A 15,564-nucleotide genomic window follows, 5' to 3' on the forward strand; every position below is an offset into this window, starting at 1 on the left:
AGCCCCGAGTGCCAGACGAATGCATCGTTGGCAGGAGGGGCTCTCGTTATTTGGTCGTAGGTTCTGCACGATTGATCGTTCCCACGCTCTGCGTGGGAACGATCCATGCGGCAGACTCGGAATCAGTGCTTGGCCACCAGGTCTTTGGGCAGCTTGAAGGTCCAGAGCATCCCGCCCTGGTTGAAGTCCTTCACCCGCTTGGCCACTTCGCCGCCCCACAGCGGCACGGCGCCGCCCCAGCCGGAGAGCACCGAGACGTACTGTTCGCCATCCATTTCCCAGGTCACGGGCGAGCCGAGCACGCCGGAACCGGTCTGGAATTCCCAGACCTTCTCGCCGGTCTTGGCGTTGAATGCCTGCAGGAAACCCTCCGGCGTGCCGGTGAACACCAGGTTGCCCTTGGTGGTCAGCACACCGCCCCACAGCGGCGCGAAGTTCTTGTGCCGCCAGACTTCCTTGCCGGTTTTCGGATCGATTGCCCGCAATACACCGATGTAGTCTTCATTCAAGGGCTTGATGGTGAAGCCGGCGCCGAGGAACGCCGCGCCTTTCTTGTAGGCGATGCCTTCGTTCCAGATATCCATGCCCCATTCGTTGGACGGCACATAGAACAACCCGGTGTCGCGGTTGTAGGCCATCGGCATCCAGTTTTTCGCACCGAGGAATGCCGGTGCTACGAATACCGAGCTACCTTTGGCTTCGGTGCCCGGTGCGCCAGGACGGCTGGCTTCGTTGTAGATCGGCCGGCCGGTTTTATCCAGGCCGGTGGCCCAGGTGATCTTGTCCACGAACGGAAAACCACGGATGAATTTGCCGTTGGTGCGATCGAGCACGTAGAAGAAACCGTTACGGTCAGCGGTGGCCGCCGCCTTGATTTCCTTGCCACCCTCGGTGTAGTTGAACGACACCAGTTCGTTGACGCCGTCATAGTCCCAACCGTCGTGGGGCGTGCTCTGGAAGTGCCACTTGATGGTGCCGTCGTCCGGGTTCAGCGCCAGGCGCGACGACGAGTAAAGGTTGTCGCCAGGGCGCAAGTGCGAGTTCCACGGTGCCGGGTTACCGGTGCCAAACAACAGCAGGTTGGTTTCCGGGTCGTAATAGCCGCCAAGCCACGGTGCCGCGCCGCCGGTCTTCCACAGGTCGCCCGGCCAGCTCTTGCCTGCCTCGCCACCGGAAATGCCGTTTTCTACGGCTTTGCCATCCTTGTAGACGTAACCCATGTGGCCTTCGACCGTTGGGCGGGACCATAGCAAAGTACCGTTTTTCGGGTCGTAGGCTTCGATCTTGCCCACCACCCCGAATTCGCCACCGGCCACGCCGGTAATCAGCTTGCCGTTGATCACCAGCGGCGCGGCGCTGATCGAGTAGCCTTCCTTGTGGTCGGCGACTTTCTTGCTCCAGACCACCTTGCCGGTGTCCTTGTTCAGCGCCACGAGCTTGGCGTCGAGGGTGCCGAAGATCACCAGGTCGCCGTAAAGCGCGACGCCACGGTTGATCACGTCGCAGCAGGGGCGAATGTCATCCGGCAGGCGCGCGTCGTATTGCCAGAGTTTCTTGCCGGTGCGTGCATCCACGGCGAACACCCGTGAATAGGAGCCGGTCATATACATCACACCGTCCTTGACCATCGGCTGCGCTTGCTGGCCGCGCTGCTTTTCCCCGCCGAAGGAGAATGCCCACGCCGGTCGCAGGTCCTTGACGTTGTCGACATTGAGGATATCCAGCGGGCTGTAGCGCTGCCCCTGCACACCCAGGCCATTGGTGACGATCTGCCCGGGATTTTTCGGGTCCTGGAGAATGTCCTGGTCGGAAACCCCGGCCAATGCCTGACCGGACAACAGCATGGCACTGAGCAACAGGCTCAAGACGAAGGGCTGGCGACGTGCGGGTTGAGTCATGACGGCTTCCTCTGCAGTTTTTGTTATTTCCGGGAAATTTTCCCGGTGTGGTGCAGATTCTTGGGCGCCGCCGCCCGGACAACAATTGCCCGCAATGTGGAGTTTTCTAGTTCCTTGGTACAGGTTTGGGTGACGATCGTTCCCACGCAGAGCGTGGGAACGATCATCAAGGGTCAGTTGCTGGCGTTGGAATCGACACGCGTCATCTGTGCACGCTCATACCGCGGGTACAAATGACTGACGCTGCGAATCAGCTCATAGCGGCTCAGGCTGATGCCGGCGAACCGTTCGGGAATCGGGCTGCGGATCATCTCGCTCATGTCGCTACCATTGGCCGCACCGTCGCCCATCAGTTGATCGAGCCAGCCCAGGTAATCGCGCATTTGCACGAAAGGTTGCGGATCGCTGGCCAGCGGACCGTGGCCGGGCACGATCAGTGTCCAGGGCAGAGCCTGCAGGGTCGCGATATCGGCCAGCCACACCGACAGCCCCGGACTGTTGGGCGTGGTCAGTGCCCGTTGATAAAACACCAGGTCCCCGGCAAACAGCACGCCGGTTTGCTGGTCGAGAATAGCCAGATCCGCGCCCGTATGCCCACCCAGGCTCAGCAAGCGCAAATCGTGGTTCCCAAAACTTTCCACACCGGGCGTCAACGTCCGCGTCGGCAATACCACTTCGGTGCCACGCATCCAGTCGCCCACCAGCCGATACATGTTCTCGGCCATGGCATCGCCTTGCTTTTGCAAGAGCTCGCCGGTGCCGGCCAGGGCGCCAATCGGCACGTCCGCAAACGCCTGGTTGCCCAGCACATGGTCGGGGTGATGATGGGTCAACAGGACCTGGATCACCGGCTTATCGGTGGTCGCCGCAATGGCCCGGCGCATGGCCTCGCCATATCGCCTGGACGGTCCGGTATCGATCACTACCACGCCGCGCTCGGTAACAATGAACGCCGTGTTGACGATGTTGCCGCCATTGCCCTTGGCGAAATTGTCGGTGCTGCCTTCCAGCAGCCAGGTGTCTTTGGCGATCTGCCTGGGCTTGAGCGAGTATTCGAGATCGGCCATGGCTGGCAGGGCCAGGCCGATGAACAACAGCACCATCCAACGCATGACAGGCTCCTTGCATTCAGGGGATCGACGCATCGAATTGATTGCCGCTGTTATCGCGCAGCAACAGGCGCGTCTGCCCTGCCCCTTCGAGATCAAAGGCCAGGCTGGGGTTTTCGCTGACGGCGGGGAACAGTTCGAGGCGCGCCAGCCGTTGATCGTGCTGATCGCGCAGCTCGGCATGATTGAGGAAAAATTCCGGGATGCCACTGACCATGCCGTTGTCCATCGGATGCGCCACCTGCAAGCGTACGCGGCTGAAATCCTCGCGCGGATAGCGACCGCCCAGCACTTCGCCGATATGCTCTTCCCAACCGGCCTGGGTGCGCACCACGCTCGGCGCGGTGCAGCCGCCACCGGCCGCATCGATCAGGGTCGAACCGACATGCCACACGCCATCACGGGTCAGCACCGCTGCGCGCAAGGGCGTGGCCTGTTCGACACGGATGCGGATCGACAGCCACGGCAACACACCGGCCAGCGGTTCGAAATCGACGATTTTCGGCAAGGGATTGAGTTCCGCCCAGGCGAGGATTTTCACCACTTCGCCCTTGAATGCCCGGGCGTCGATTTCAATCGGCACCTGACGGGCATCTTCGGCGAACGGCGGCGCCAGCAGCTTGACCCGCTCATCGAACACGAACGGCGCATCGCCGAGCATTTGCTTGTGATAGAAGGCCCACATCACCGACGGCACCGGGTCTTTGCCGGGATCGACAGCGGCAGCATTGGCCGCCAGGCTCAAACAACAGGCCAACAGACAACTCCTTTGCCAATTCATCGCCTGCTCCTATTGGTACATTTCGGGCACGTCGTAGCGCAGGCCGTAATGGCCGTAGATGGTTTTCACCGAGCCCTCGCGGATCAGGCTTTCCAGAGCCTCCTCCACGGCATAGGCCAGTTGCCGATTGCTTTCGTGCACCGCCATGCCGATCTCCCAGAGCTGCTTGCCCATGTTCGGATACGCATTCTCTGCCAGGGCGAGTTGCGGGTCGGCGGCTTCATGCACTTGCCAGTCGATCTCGCCGCGCATCGCCATGACCGCGTCGACCTCGCCGGCCTTCATCGCGGCAAACGCCTGGGGCACGCCCGGATAATGGCGGGTCTTGCCGGCGAGCATGCCGTTGAACACCGAGGTCAGGTAGAACGACGGCACGCTGTCGACCTCGACGCCGATCGGGTGCTGCTCGAACACCGCGACGCTGCCCACCTTGTCCAGGCGTCGCCGGTCATAGGCGACTTGCCATTGCTCATTCTGGTACGGGCCGAACATCACCACATGGCCGTTTTCCATCTCGCCGAATTCGTTGCGTTTCTGCGCGTAATCGCGGTCGTACGGCACCCGCATCATCAGGTCGGCCAGTTGCTGGTTGTGCAGCGGGCTGGCCCGCCAGATGTAATCGCGCAGGTCGTCGTCGAGCTTTTCCCCGGCGGGTGCCCAGATCAGCGTCAAGCGCACACCCAATGCCTTGGCCAGCGCCTGGGCCAGTTCCACATCAACGCCCCGGGGCTGACCGGCGTCTACAAAGCTGTAGGGGGCAAAATCCTTGTAGACCGCCACCTTCAACTCGCCGGCGGCGATCATTTCGTCATAGTTGCGAACCTGCGCCTGCACCGACTGGCAGCACAGCCACACAGCGCTGATCAACACCGCGAGCAGGCGCATGGGTCACTCCTCGACGCGGACGCTGTCCAGGTAGGTGCGCACCGCCCACAGGGCTTCCTGGCTCAGGTAGTCGGCCATCTTCGGCATGTACACCCGGCCGTCACGCACCGCGCCATTGCGCACCCGCTCCACGAACCATTCATCACCCGACTCACCGACATCGAGCATGCGCAAATCCGGGGCGATACCACCGGACTTGGCTTCCAGGCCATGGCAGGCCGCGCAGTTCTGGTTGTAGGCCGACGCACCGATCTCCACCGCCTTGTCGTGCTCCGGGGCCGTACGATAGGGGTTCACGGCGGCCCAGCCATCGGCGTCGAGTTGCACGCCGGCATCCTTGATCGGGGTCAGGCCCTGAGTGGCGACGGCCTGCGGCACCACATTGCCGTGGGCCCAGACGGAACCCGCACTGATAAGACCGGCCAACAGCCCGGTCACGAGCAAGGCGTTGCGTTTTGTTGTCATTGTTATGCCCTCAGGATTGCACGCAAGACCTCTTGGCAGAGGCTATGGCAGCCATCTTAGAAACCCCTGCGCTCCGGCCCCATGCTGCTTTGGTGGCCGCCGTCTAATCCCTTGGTAGTAAGGCCTTCGATGGACTGCCAAATCAGGTGGCCCATGGGAATTTTTCCCGGCAACGGCGGGACTTTTTCCGTATCCGCCGCCCGCCTCGGCACCCCACCCTGTGCAGGTCAAAACCTCCACTGGGAACTGCAACCATGACAATAAGATCGCTACCCGCCCTTTCCCCCCTGACCGTCGCCGTGCAGACATTTTTGCTGGTCGCCAGCCTGTCCCTGAGTGCTACTGGTCATGCCGAGTCCACCCCGGCCACCGCTGGCAAAAACGTCAGTTGGGAAGACATTGCCAACGACCACCTGACGACGAAAGACGTGCTGCAGTACGGCATGGGCACCAACGCCCAACGCTGGAGCCCTTTGGCCCAGGTCAACGACAAGAACGTGTTCAAGCTGACCCCGGCCTGGTCGTATTCGTTTGGCGACGAGAAGCAGCGCGGCCAGGAATCCCAGGCCATCGTCAGCGACGGCGTGGTCTATGTCACCGGCTCGTATTCGCGGGTATTCGCCCTGGATGCCAAGACCGGCAAACGCCTGTGGACCTACAACCATCGCCTGCCGGACAACATTCGCCCATGCTGCGACGTGGTCAACCGTGGCGCGGCGATCTTCGGCGACAAGATCTACTTCGGCACCCTCGATGCGCGGCTGATCGCCCTGGACAAGAACACCGGCAAAGTGGTGTGGAACAAGAAATTCGGCGACCACGCCGCTGGCTACACCATGACCGGCGCGCCCGTGCTGATCAAGGACAAGACCAACGGCAAGGTGCTGCTGATCCACGGCAGTTCCGGCGATGAATTCGGCGTGGTCGGCCAGCTCTACGCCCGCGATCCGGACACCGGCGAAGAAGTCTGGATGCGGCCTTTCGTCGAAGGTCACATGGGTCGCCTGAACGGCAAGGACAGCACCCCGACCGGCGACGTCAAGGCGCCGTCGTGGCCGAACGACCCAACCACTGAAACCGGCAAGGTCGAGGCCTGGAGCCATGGCGGCGGCGCGCCTTGGCAGAGCGCCAGCTTTGATGCCGAAACCAACACCATCATCGTCGGCGCCGGCAACCCGGGCCCCTGGAACACCTGGGCGCGCACCGCCAAGGACGGCAACCCGCACGACTACGACAGCCTCTACACCTCGGGCCAGGTCGGTGTCGACCCAAGCACTGGCGAGGTCAAGTGGTTCTACCAGCACACGCCGAACGATGCCTGGGACTTCTCCGGTAACAACGAGCTGGTGCTGTTCGACTACAAGGACAAGGACGGCAAAACGGTCAAGGCCACCGGCCACGCCGACCGCAACGGTTTCTTCTATGTGGTCGACCGCAACAACGGCAAATTGCAGAACGCCTTTCCCTTCGTGGACAACATCACCTGGGCCAGCCACATCGACCTCAAGACCGGGCGCCCGGTGGAGAACGAAGGCCAGCGGCCGGCCAAGCCGCTGCCCGGGGAAACCAAGGGCAAGCCAGTGGAAGTCTCGCCGCCGTTCCTCGGCGGCAAGAACTGGAACCCCATGGCCTACAGCCAGGACACCGGGCTGTTCTACATTCCGGGCAACCAGTGGAAAGAGGAGTACTGGACCGAGGAGGTCAACTACAAGAAAGGCTCGGCGTACCTGGGCATGGGTTTTCGCATCAAGCGCATGTACGACGATCACGTCGGCACCCTGCGGGCGATGAACCCGACCACCGGCAAAGTGGTCTGGGAGCACAAGGAACACCTGCCGCTGTGGGCCGGCGTGCTGGCGACCAAGGGCAACCTGGTGTTCACCGGTACCGGCGATGGTTTCTTCAAAGCCTTCGATGCGAAGACGGGCAAGGAGCTGTGGAAATTCCAGACCGGCAGCGGCATCGTCTCGCCGCCGATCACCTGGGAACAGGACGGCGAGCAATACATCGGCGTGACCGTCGGTTATGGCGGCGCGGTGCCGTTGTGGGGCGGCGACATGGCGGAGCTGACCAAACCGGTGGCCCAGGGCGGGTCGTTCTGGGTGTTCAAGATTCCGAGCTGGGATAACCAGGTGGCTAAAAAGTAAGCCTCTACACCTGATCGTTCCCACGCTCTGCGTGGGAATGCAGCCCCGGACGCTCTGCGTCCGTTCGGCAATCTCACTCCCCAGAGAACCCTGCCATGAAATACCTGCCCCTGTTTCTTCTACTGACCCTGCCGCTGGTCCACGCCGACGAAGGCGACGACACCCCACTGATCATCAACGGCTGCACCATCGCCGAACACAGCCAGTGCCCCGGCGCCAATCTCAAGGGCGCCAACCTGCGCAACCAGGACCTGCGCAACATGAACCTCAGCGGCGCCGACCTGCGCGAGGTCGACCTGCGCCACGCCCGCCTTGACCTGGCCAACCTGGAAAAAGCCCAACTGCAAGGCGCCAACCTGACCCGCGCCAGCCTGCAACAAAGCAATGCGCGCCTGGCTGACTTCACCGGCGCTACGCTGGTGGCGATCCAGGGCTGGGGGCTGTTCGCCCAGGGCGCGCAATTGGCCAACGCCGACCTCAGCGCCGCCTACCTGCAATTCGCCCGCCTCTCCGGGGCCAGGTTGCACAACGCCAACCTGCGCGCCGCCGACCTGGAGATGACCTGGCTGAGCAAGGCCGACCTCAAGGACGCCAACCTCAGCGACGCCAACCTGCAAGAGGCCAAGTTGGGCGAAAGCAACCTGGAGAACGCCAACCTCAGCGGCTCGCGCCAGCACTACGCGAATTTTCAGGATGCGAACATGGAGGGTTGCACGGGGTGCCCGACGACATGGGAGAAATGAACCGGTTCGTCAGTTGACGCGTGACTCTGTGGGAGCGGGCTTGCCCGCGATGGCGGCGCATCGGTCGACAACAATGTTGATTCAAATGCCCCCATCGCGGGCAAGCCCGCTCCCACAGGGGGCCTGCAACGCCTGTGATAGCGCGTCAACCGGCCTTGCGCACCACCCCCATATCAATTCCCAAATGCACCAGCTCGGCATGGGAGCTCACCTGCAACTTGCTCTTGAGCAACGTCAGGTGATTGGAGACCGTCTTGCTGCTGATGCTCAACTGCTCGGCAATCTGCCGCACGGGGGTGCCTTTGGCGAGCATCACGAAAATCTCCAGCTCGCGCTGGGTCATGCTCTGCAAGCGCGGGTCGCTGGCATCCTGTTGCGCATGGCAGGCCAGTTGAGTGGCCAGCGGCTGCTCGATGTAGGCATGCCCGGCGAGCACGCGGCGCACTGCCTCGATCAACACTTCTGGCGCCGAGCTTTTGGTCAGGTAGCCGGATGCCCCGGCCTCCAGTGCCTGGCGCACCAGTGGCAGCTCATCGTGCATGCTGAAAAACAGTACCCGCAATTGCGGCAGGCGCTGGCGCAAACGCCGGGTGGTTTCCAGGCCACTGATACCCGGCAAGCCGAAGTCCATGATCACCAAATGCGGCACGCTCTCCTGGACCCGCAGCAACGCCTCCTCGCCCGTTGCCGCCTCGCGCACTTCCATCGCCGGCAACAGCGCTCGCAACAGGCTGGCGTAGCCCTGGCGGACTACCGCATGGTCATCGACCAGCAGAATACTCATGAAACCTCCAAAGGCATGCTCAAGGCCAGCGCCCAACCGGCACCGGGATGGCTGATGATGCGCAAATCTGCGCCCAGGCTGCGGGCACGTTCGCGCATCGAATACAGCCCGACGCCGGGGCGCTGGGGCTGCGCGGCACCGCGACCGTTATCGCGCACCAGCAGGCGCAAGCGGGCGCCGTGATGTTGCAGGCGTACCCGCACCTGACTGGCGTCGGCGTGCCGGGCGATGTTGGTCAAGGCTTCCTGCAGCAAGCGGTACAGGTGGGTTTTGTCTGGCGCCGACAGCGTAGGTAACTGCGCGCTGAGCCGCAGCCGACATTCGATGCCCTGCCGGCCCTGCCATTGCTCCACCAGCAACGTGATGGCTTCGGCCAGCGGCAGGTGTTGCAGGACCACCGGATAGAGGTTGTGCACCAGCGCCCGAAAGCCTTGCTGCAGGTGTTCGCAGTTGTGCTCCAGCTCCCGCGTCGTGCGCTCGACGGTCTGCGGTTGATCGGCCGCCAGGCGCAACAGGCAAGCCTGCGCACGGATCCCGGCCAGGTACTGACCGAGATCGTCGTGCAGGGTCTGGGCCAGTTGGGTACGTTCCTGTTCCTGCACGGCCAGCAAGGCCTGGGTCAGCCGGGCGTTGTCGCTGCCGGCCTGTTCCAGCGCGCCGGTCATGCGATTGAAATGCCTCGCCAGTTGCCGCGCCTCCGACCCCCCTTCAGGGCGCAGGCGCACCTTGAGCTGGCCGGCGCAAACCTGCTGCAACGCCCGCAGCAGCTCGTCGAGCAAACCCATGCCCCGGCGCACGGCCCAGCGGATGGTCAGCAGACTGGCCACCAGGGCCATCGCGCACAGGCTGAGCAGCTGTTGCAGGGAATCCCAGACTTCGTCGATTTCATCGTGTGGATCGACGGCAATCTGCACCCGTCGGCCATCCGCCAGATCGAGGACTCTTACGCCGTGACGGACTTCGGCGAACAGCAGGCGCCCCAGCCAGGCATCGAGTCCCTTCTGCACCGGTTGCAGCGATTGTTCATCCGCCGCCAGCCAGCGCACGCGGACGTGGCGCAGGCCTTGGGTCAGTCGCGGTTGCAGGCTGACGGGGTCACGCTCGGCAGTTTCGCTCAGGTACTCGACCACCGCTTCGGCCGATTGCAGCTCACGCTCCACATCCTCCAGCGCCTGATGCACCAACAAGGCCATGCACGCCAGGGTGACCAGCACAAAAAAGCCGAAGACCCACAGATTGATCCGCCACAGGGCTGACATGCCTAGCGCCCCGGTGTCGCGGGCATGACCTGCAACGGCACGGGACGCGGGCCGTGGAGCCGGTCGACGCCGATCAGGGTCAGGATCAGAAGAAGCGGCAGGAGCAGTGCCTTGACGATACGCATGGTCAATCCCCTCCAGAGCAGTGGCCGTTGTTGACCATGCTAAAACCGCGCCGCCCGGTGCGGGCTACTACCTTGGTACTGGCTGGTCGGTACTTTCTGCATATTTCCTCGGCTGAAAGGGCTTCCTATGCTGGCACTACCTGTAATGGAGTGCCCTATGCGCCAGCTTGCCCCTTACGCCTTGATCTACCTGCTGGCGATTGTGTGCGCCGCGGGGTTGGTCACCCAGAGCCAGGCGGCGGATGCGCCATTGCAGGTGCGGATCGGCTACCTGGGTTATCGCCCGGACCCCGGTCCGCTGCTGTCCAACGTCATCCCCGAGCCAGGCGACGCCGGGCTGCGCGGTGCCGAACTGGCGATCACCGACAGCAACAGTACCGGGCGCTTTCTCAATCACGCCTACAGCCTGGTCAGCACCAGCGTCGACAGCCCCGATGCCTTGCTCAGTGCAGCAAAATCGCAGCACGAGCAGGGTCTGCGCCTGTTCGTGGTGAACGCACCTGCAAGCAGCCTGCGCCAACTCAGTGCAGCGCTGCCTGATAGCCTTCTTTTCAACGCCGGCAGCCCCGACGACAGCCTGCGCAGCACCGATTGCCTGCCCAACGTGCTGCACAGCCTGCCGAGCCGGGCGATGCTTGCCGACGCGCTGGCGCAATTTCTGGTGCTGCGCAAATGGCAACGGGCGCTGCTGATTGTCGGCCCTACCGCGGACGATCAAGCCTATGCCGCAGCCCTGCGCCGCGCAGCCAAGCGCTTCGGGTTGCAACTGGTGGCGGAAAAACCCTGGAGCTTCGATAACGATCAACGGCGCAGCGCCCAGGCCGACATGCCGCTGTTCACCCAGACCGCCGAATACGACGTGGTGCTGGTGGCCGATGAGCGCGGCGATTTCGGTGAGTACGTGCCGTACCAGACCTGGTACCCGCGTCCGGTTGCCGGTACCCAGGGCCTGACCCCGGTGGGTTGGCACAAGACCGTGGAAACCTACGGCGCCGCACAATTACAGAAGCGCTTCGAAGCCTTGGCCGGACGCTGGATGAATGACCGCGATTTCGCCGCGTGGATCGCCGTGCGCAGCATCGCCAGCGCCGTGAGCAAATCGCGGCAGACCGAGCCGATGGCAATCCGCGACCTGGAAATCAGCGACCAATTGCCGCTGGACGGTTTCAAGGGACGCAAGCTCAGCTACCGCCCGTGGAACGGCCAGCTGCGCCAACCGATTCCGATCGTGCAGCCGCGGGCCCTGGTCAGCACCTCGCCCCAGGACGGCTTCCTGCACCCCTCCAACGAGATGGACAGCCTGGGTTACGACAAACCCGAGGTCAGCTGCCGCTTTCCCTGACTACAACAACTACAACAAGGAAACTGCCATGCGCCGCACCCTGCTTTCTTGCGTTCTGCTGCTCGCCGCCGGACACGCCACGGCCAGCACCGCCTGGGTCTCCAACGAAAAGGACAACAGCCTGAGCCTGATCGACATGCAGACCCTGCAAGTCACCGACACCCTGACCGTCGGCCAGCGCCCCCGCGGCCTGCTGCTGTCCCATGACAACACGTTGCTGTACATCTGCGCCAGCGACTCGGACAGGGTGCAGGTGATGGACGTGGCCACGCGCAAGATCATCAAGGAACTGCCCTCGGGCAAGGACCCCGAGCAATTTGCCCTGCACCCCAACAACCGCTGGCTGTACGTCTCCAACGAAGACGATGCGCTGGTCACGGTGATCGACACCGAGACGTCCAAGGTGCTCGGGCAGATCAACGTCGGCGTCGAGCCCGAAGGCATGGCCGTCAGCCCCGACGGCAAGTGGGCGGTGAACACCAGCGAAACCACCAACATGCTGCACTGGATCGACACCAGTACCCAGACTCTGGCCGACAGCACGCTGGTGGATCAAAGGCCGCGCTTCGTCGAGTTCAACAACGACGGTTCGCAGCTCTGGGCCTCGGCGGAGATCGGTGGCACGGTGACGATTCTCGACGTCGCCAACCGCAACATCCTCAAGACCCTGAACTTCCAGATCAAGGGCGTGCACCCGGATAAAGTGCAACCGGTGGGCATCAAGCTCAGCGCCGACGGCAAGTACGCCTTCGTTGCCCTGGGCCCGGCCAACCATGTGGCGGTGATCGACGCCAAGACCTTCGAAATCCTCGATTACCTGCTGGTGGGACGGCGTGTCTGGCAACTGGCGTTCACCCCGGATCAAAAGCAGTTGCTCGCCACCAACGGCGTCAGCGGCGATGTCTCGGTGATCGATGTCGACCACCTCAAGGTCAGCAAATCGGTGAAGGTCGGACGTTATCCATGGGGCGTGGTGGTGACCCCATGAACGCCTTGGAAGTCAGCGATCTGAGCTTTGCCTACGGGCCTCGGGAGGCCTTGCGCCAGGTGAACTTCAGCCTGGCACCCGGGCGTTTCGCCGCGCTGTTGGGGCCCAACGGCGCCGGTAAATCGACCCTGATCGCGCTGCTCACCCGGCTCTATGATCTGCAGCACGGCGACATCCGGGTCGGCGGCTGTTCATTGCGCAGCGCCCCGCGCCCGGCGCTCAAACAGCTGGGTGTGGTGTTCCAGCAAAGCACCCTGGACCTGGACCTGAGCGTCGAGCAGAACCTGCGTTACCACGCCGCCCTGCATGGCTTGTCCCGTCGCCAGACCGGCTTGCGGGTCGATGCGGAACTGGCTCGCCAGGCCCTGGGCGAGCGCCGTGGCGAACGGGTGCGCGAACTCAATGGCGGCCATCGTCGGCGGGTGGAAATCGCCCGCGCCCTGTTGCATGAACCGCGCCTGTTGCTGCTCGACGAAGCCAGCGCCGGCCTCGACCCGGCCAGTCGCCTGGCGCTCAACCAGCACATTCGCACGCTGTGCCACGAGCAGCGCATCAGCGTGCTCTGGACCACGCATCTGCTCGACGAAGTGCAGCCCGGCGATGACTTGTTGATCCTCCATCAGGGCCGCCTGGTAGCCAGTGGTCAGGCCGACGAACTGAGCCTTGCACACGGTGGCGACCTGGGCTCGGCCTTCACTCGCCTGACCACAGGAGCTGCCCGATGAACGCTTACTGGCAATGTTTGCGCGGTATCGTGCTGCGCGAGTGGCTGCGTTTCGTGCTGCAACGCACGCGGTTTCTCAGCGCCCTGGTGCGGCCGTTGCTGTGGCTCTTGGTGTTCGCCGCCGGTTTTCGCGCCGCACTGGGCATCGCCATCATCGAACCCTACGACACCTATATTCCGTACGAGGTCTACATCATCCCGGGGCTGGCCTGCATGATCCTGCTGTTCAACGGCATGCAGGGGTCACTGTCGATGGTCTACGACCGCGAGATGGGCAGCATGCGCGTGCTGCTGACCAGCCCCCTGCCGCGGACCTTCCTGCTGTGCAGCAAGCTGCTGGCCACCGCGTTGATTTCGCTGCTGCAGGTGTATGCCTTCCTGGCGATCGCCTGGCTGTACGGCGTGCGCCCGCCCGCCATGGGTTTGCTGATCGCCCTGCCGGCGCTGTTGCTGGTGGCGTTGATGCTCAGCGCACTGGGCCTGTTGCTGTCGAACGCGATCCGCCAGCTGGAGAACTTCGCCGGGGTGATGAACTTCGTGATTTTCCCGCTGTTTTTCCTGTCTTCGGCGCTCTATCCGCTGTGGAAAATGCGCGAGGCCAGCGAGTGGCTGTACTGGTTGTGCGCGGTGAACCCGTTCAGCCATGCGGTGGAGCTGGTGCGCTTTGCGCTGTATGAGCGGTTCAATCCGCTGGCGCTGGCGGTGTGTGCGGGTTTGACCCTGTTGTTCGCGTTGCTCGCCGTGCTCACCTTCAACCCGCAGCACGCCGCCGTACGCAAATCAACCTGACACCCCCCCCTGTTTGATCGTTCCCACGCTCCGCGTGGGAATGCAGCCCGGGACGCTCTGCGTCCCTTCCAGAGCCGAACGCGGAGCGTCCGTTGCGGCATTCCCACGCAGAGCGTGGGAACGATCAGACAGGGAAAAATTACGACTTTAGTACTGGTTCGACCTGTCTATCGTCGCATTCCCAACGCATCGCGACTGGCATGTAATGGGTTCATAACTATAAGGACCTACCCCATGCCGCGTGCCAGACGTCACCTGTTGCGTCCCACACTCGCTGCGTTGTCGCTGAGCCTGTGGCTGGGCGGCGCACACGCACAAACCCCGCTGTTTTCCGATGATGGTTACCGCATCGACCTGTACCGCAGCCCGACGCCACCCCAGCTGCAAGGCGCAACCATCGTCGACACCCCTGCCCTGCAAACTCTGCTGGCGCAAAACCCGCGCCCGGTGCTGATCGACGTCTACCGTCGCCAATGGCTGCAAGGCCGCTTCATCGAAGACCAGTCCCACGAAAACCTGCCCGGCAGCCATTGGCTGGCGAACACCGGCGACGGTGAGCTGACGCCGCCATGGCAGGACTATTTCGCGGGCAATCTGAAAAAGCTGACCAGCGGCGACCCGACGCAACCGCTGGTCTTCTACTGCCGCTCCGACTGCTGGTTGAGCTGGAACGCAGTCAAACGCGCGGCCAGCCTGGGCTATAAGTCTTTGTATTGGTATCGCGATGGCCTCGACGCCTGGCAAGCGGCCAGGCTGCCGGTCACGCCAGCCCTGCCCGAACCCTTTCCCTGAGCTTTACGCGTGCGTGTTGTTGCCACACCATAATCAAAATAATGAGGTGAAAGGCTATGTACAAAATTCTGATTGCCGACGATCACCCGCTGTTTCGCGAAGCCATACACAATGTCATCAGCGATGGCTTTGCTGGTAGCGAGGTGATGGAAACCGCCGATCTGGACAGTGCCCTGGCATTGACCCAGGAACACGATGACCTGGACCTGATCCTGCTCGACCTGAACATGCCCGGCATGCACGGCCTCAATGGCCTGATCAACCTGCGCAACGAAGCGCCGACGATTCCCGTGGTCATCGTCTCCGCCGAGCAGGACAAGCAGATCGTCCTCCAAGCCATCACCTACGGAGCCGTGGGTTTCATCACCAAGTCCTCGCCCCGCGCGCAGATGACCGAGGCGATCCAGCAGATTCTCAACGGCAATGTCTACCTGCCGCCGGACATCATCCGTACTGCAAAAAGCAGCACGCACCGGCGAATGAACGATGCCCCGAGCTTCCCGCCGGAACTGCTCCAGGCCCTGACCCGCAAGCAATTGCAGGTCCTGGAGCGCATGACCAAGGGTGAATCGAACAAACAGATCGCCTACACCCTGGAAATCGCCGAAACCACAGTCAAGGCCCACGTCTCGGCGATCCTGCGCAAGCTCAACGTGCACAACCGGGTGCAGGCGATCCTGAGTGCCGGGGATATCGATTTCGGGTCATATTTGCGGCGGTGAAACAGGTAGAC

At 62.9% G+C, this 15,564-nt stretch carries 16 protein-coding genes; 8 read left to right on the forward strand and 8 right to left on the reverse strand.

The features are described 5' to 3' along the window. Positions 1-122: 122 nt before the first annotated feature. From ACIO0C_RS12320 to pedF, 5 genes are all read right to left on the reverse strand, one after another. A complete protein-coding gene (locus tag ACIO0C_RS12320; RefSeq protein ID WP_401312108.1) occupies positions 123-1,898 on the reverse strand; it encodes a PQQ-dependent methanol/ethanol family dehydrogenase in 1,776 nt (591 codons plus the stop codon). Positions 1,899-2,071: 173 nt separating this feature from the next. Further along, the gene (locus tag ACIO0C_RS12325; protein WP_401312111.1) at positions 2,072-3,010 is read right to left on the reverse strand and encodes a quinoprotein relay system zinc metallohydrolase 1; all 939 of its coding nucleotides are present in this window, start codon (positions 3,008-3,010) and stop codon (positions 2,072-2,074) included. A gap of 16 nt (positions 3,011-3,026) precedes the next feature. Further along, positions 3,027-3,788, reverse strand: coding sequence for a quinoprotein dehydrogenase-associated SoxYZ-like carrier (locus ACIO0C_RS12330; RefSeq protein WP_401312114.1), 762 nt, complete (start codon positions 3,786-3,788; stop codon positions 3,027-3,029). 9 nt (positions 3,789-3,797) lie between these two features. Further along, positions 3,798-4,673, reverse strand: a complete 876-nt coding sequence (locus tag ACIO0C_RS12335; protein ID WP_401312117.1) for a substrate-binding periplasmic protein — start codon at positions 4,671-4,673, stop codon at positions 3,798-3,800. A 3-nt stretch (positions 4,674-4,676) separates the two neighbouring features. Further along, positions 4,677-5,138 carry a cytochrome c-550 PedF gene (gene pedF, locus ACIO0C_RS12340; RefSeq protein WP_401312120.1) on the reverse strand — a complete coding sequence of 154 codons (462 nt, stop codon included), beginning with the start codon at positions 5,136-5,138 and terminating at the stop codon, positions 4,677-4,679. A 254-nt stretch (positions 5,139-5,392) separates the two neighbouring features. Between pedF and exaA the strand changes: the two genes are divergently transcribed. Both exaA and ACIO0C_RS12350 read left to right on the forward strand, forming a co-directional pair. Beyond that, positions 5,393-7,285, forward strand: coding sequence for a quinoprotein ethanol dehydrogenase (gene exaA / locus ACIO0C_RS12345; RefSeq protein WP_401312123.1), 1,893 nt, complete (start codon positions 5,393-5,395; stop codon positions 7,283-7,285). 95 nt (positions 7,286-7,380) lie between these two features. Next, entirely contained in the window at positions 7,381-8,028 is a 648-nt protein-coding gene (locus ACIO0C_RS12350) for a pentapeptide repeat-containing protein (RefSeq protein ID WP_401312125.1), read from the forward strand. Between the two features lie 145 nt (positions 8,029-8,173). Here the strand turns inward: ACIO0C_RS12350 and ACIO0C_RS12355 are convergent, their stop codons facing one another. Genes ACIO0C_RS12355 through ACIO0C_RS12365 form a run of 3 tightly spaced genes read right to left on the reverse strand, consistent with a single transcriptional unit; the run spans position 8,174 to position 10,196 of the window. Then, complete coding sequence (locus tag ACIO0C_RS12355; protein ID WP_401312128.1) at positions 8,174-8,812, reverse strand: response regulator; 639 nt, start codon at positions 8,810-8,812, stop codon at positions 8,174-8,176. Continuing rightward, on the reverse strand, positions 8,809-10,071 hold the full coding sequence (locus ACIO0C_RS12360) for a histidine kinase (protein WP_401312131.1): 1,263 nt from the start codon (positions 10,069-10,071) through the stop codon (positions 8,809-8,811). Before ACIO0C_RS12360 ends, ACIO0C_RS12355 begins: the two co-directional genes overlap by 4 nt. A 2-nt stretch (positions 10,072-10,073) precedes the next feature. Further along, complete coding sequence (locus ACIO0C_RS12365) at positions 10,074-10,196, reverse strand: hypothetical protein (protein WP_401312134.1); 123 nt, start codon at positions 10,194-10,196, stop codon at positions 10,074-10,076. 157 nt (positions 10,197-10,353) lie between these two features. On the opposite strand from ACIO0C_RS12365, the gene ACIO0C_RS12370 reads away from it, so the two are divergent. From ACIO0C_RS12370 to ACIO0C_RS12395, 6 genes are all read left to right on the forward strand, one after another. Then, positions 10,354-11,538 (forward strand): ABC transporter substrate-binding protein, encoded by a 1,185-nt coding sequence (locus ACIO0C_RS12370; protein WP_401312137.1) that lies wholly within the window; start codon positions 10,354-10,356, stop codon positions 11,536-11,538. 28 nt (positions 11,539-11,566) lie between these two features. Next, the gene (locus tag ACIO0C_RS12375) at positions 11,567-12,526 is read left to right on the forward strand and encodes a YVTN family beta-propeller repeat protein (RefSeq protein WP_401312139.1); all 960 of its coding nucleotides are present in this window, start codon (positions 11,567-11,569) and stop codon (positions 12,524-12,526) included. Beyond that, a complete protein-coding gene (locus ACIO0C_RS12380; RefSeq protein WP_401312141.1) occupies positions 12,523-13,251 on the forward strand; it encodes an ABC transporter ATP-binding protein in 729 nt (242 codons plus the stop codon). The genes ACIO0C_RS12375 and ACIO0C_RS12380 overlap by 4 nt, the downstream gene beginning before the upstream one ends. Continuing rightward, entirely contained in the window at positions 13,248-14,039 is a 792-nt protein-coding gene (locus ACIO0C_RS12385) for an ABC transporter permease (RefSeq protein ID WP_401312143.1), read from the forward strand. Before ACIO0C_RS12380 ends, ACIO0C_RS12385 begins: the two co-directional genes overlap by 4 nt. A 234-nt stretch (positions 14,040-14,273) precedes the next feature. Then, complete coding sequence (locus ACIO0C_RS12390; RefSeq protein WP_401312145.1) at positions 14,274-14,831, forward strand: PQQ-dependent catabolism-associated CXXCW motif protein; 558 nt, start codon at positions 14,274-14,276, stop codon at positions 14,829-14,831. Between the two features lie 56 nt (positions 14,832-14,887). Beyond that, complete coding sequence (locus tag ACIO0C_RS12395; protein ID WP_008056546.1) at positions 14,888-15,553, forward strand: response regulator transcription factor; 666 nt, start codon at positions 14,888-14,890, stop codon at positions 15,551-15,553. Positions 15,554-15,564 lie beyond the last annotated feature (11 nt).

The organism is Pseudomonas sp. NPDC087336 (assembly GCF_044744285.1).
GTDB lineage: Bacteria > Pseudomonadota > Gammaproteobacteria > Pseudomonadales > Pseudomonadaceae > Aquipseudomonas.

Bases quoted from the DNA above. Each gene is read 5' to 3' on its own strand.
- ACIO0C_RS12320 (WP_401312108.1), bottom strand. From the start codon at position 1,898: ATGACTCAACCCGCACGTCGCCAGCCCTTCGTCTTGAGCCTGTTGCTC.
- ACIO0C_RS12325 (WP_401312111.1), bottom strand. From the start codon at position 3,010: ATGCGTTGGATGGTGCTGTTGTTCATCGGCCTGGCCCTGCCAGCCATG.
- ACIO0C_RS12330 (WP_401312114.1), bottom strand. From the start codon at position 3,788: ATGAATTGGCAAAGGAGTTGTCTGTTGGCCTGTTGTTTGAGCCTGGCG.
- ACIO0C_RS12335 (WP_401312117.1), bottom strand. From the start codon at position 4,673: ATGCGCCTGCTCGCGGTGTTGATCAGCGCTGTGTGGCTGTGCTGCCAG.
- pedF (WP_401312120.1), bottom strand. From the start codon at position 5,138: ATGACAACAAAACGCAACGCCTTGCTCGTGACCGGGCTGTTGGCCGGT.
- exaA (WP_401312123.1), top strand. From the start codon at position 5,393: ATGACAATAAGATCGCTACCCGCCCTTTCCCCCCTGACCGTCGCCGTG.
- ACIO0C_RS12350 (WP_401312125.1), top strand. From the start codon at position 7,381: ATGAAATACCTGCCCCTGTTTCTTCTACTGACCCTGCCGCTGGTCCAC.
- ACIO0C_RS12355 (WP_401312128.1), bottom strand. From the start codon at position 8,812: ATGAGTATTCTGCTGGTCGATGACCATGCGGTAGTCCGCCAGGGCTAC.
- ACIO0C_RS12360 (WP_401312131.1), bottom strand. From the start codon at position 10,071: ATGTCAGCCCTGTGGCGGATCAATCTGTGGGTCTTCGGCTTTTTTGTG.
- ACIO0C_RS12365 (WP_401312134.1), bottom strand. From the start codon at position 10,196: ATGCGTATCGTCAAGGCACTGCTCCTGCCGCTTCTTCTGATCCTGACC.
- ACIO0C_RS12370 (WP_401312137.1), top strand. From the start codon at position 10,354: ATGCGCCAGCTTGCCCCTTACGCCTTGATCTACCTGCTGGCGATTGTG.
- ACIO0C_RS12375 (WP_401312139.1), top strand. From the start codon at position 11,567: ATGCGCCGCACCCTGCTTTCTTGCGTTCTGCTGCTCGCCGCCGGACAC.
- ACIO0C_RS12380 (WP_401312141.1), top strand. From the start codon at position 12,523: ATGAACGCCTTGGAAGTCAGCGATCTGAGCTTTGCCTACGGGCCTCGG.
- ACIO0C_RS12385 (WP_401312143.1), top strand. From the start codon at position 13,248: ATGAACGCTTACTGGCAATGTTTGCGCGGTATCGTGCTGCGCGAGTGG.
- ACIO0C_RS12390 (WP_401312145.1), top strand. From the start codon at position 14,274: ATGCCGCGTGCCAGACGTCACCTGTTGCGTCCCACACTCGCTGCGTTG.
- ACIO0C_RS12395 (WP_008056546.1), top strand. From the start codon at position 14,888: ATGTACAAAATTCTGATTGCCGACGATCACCCGCTGTTTCGCGAAGCC.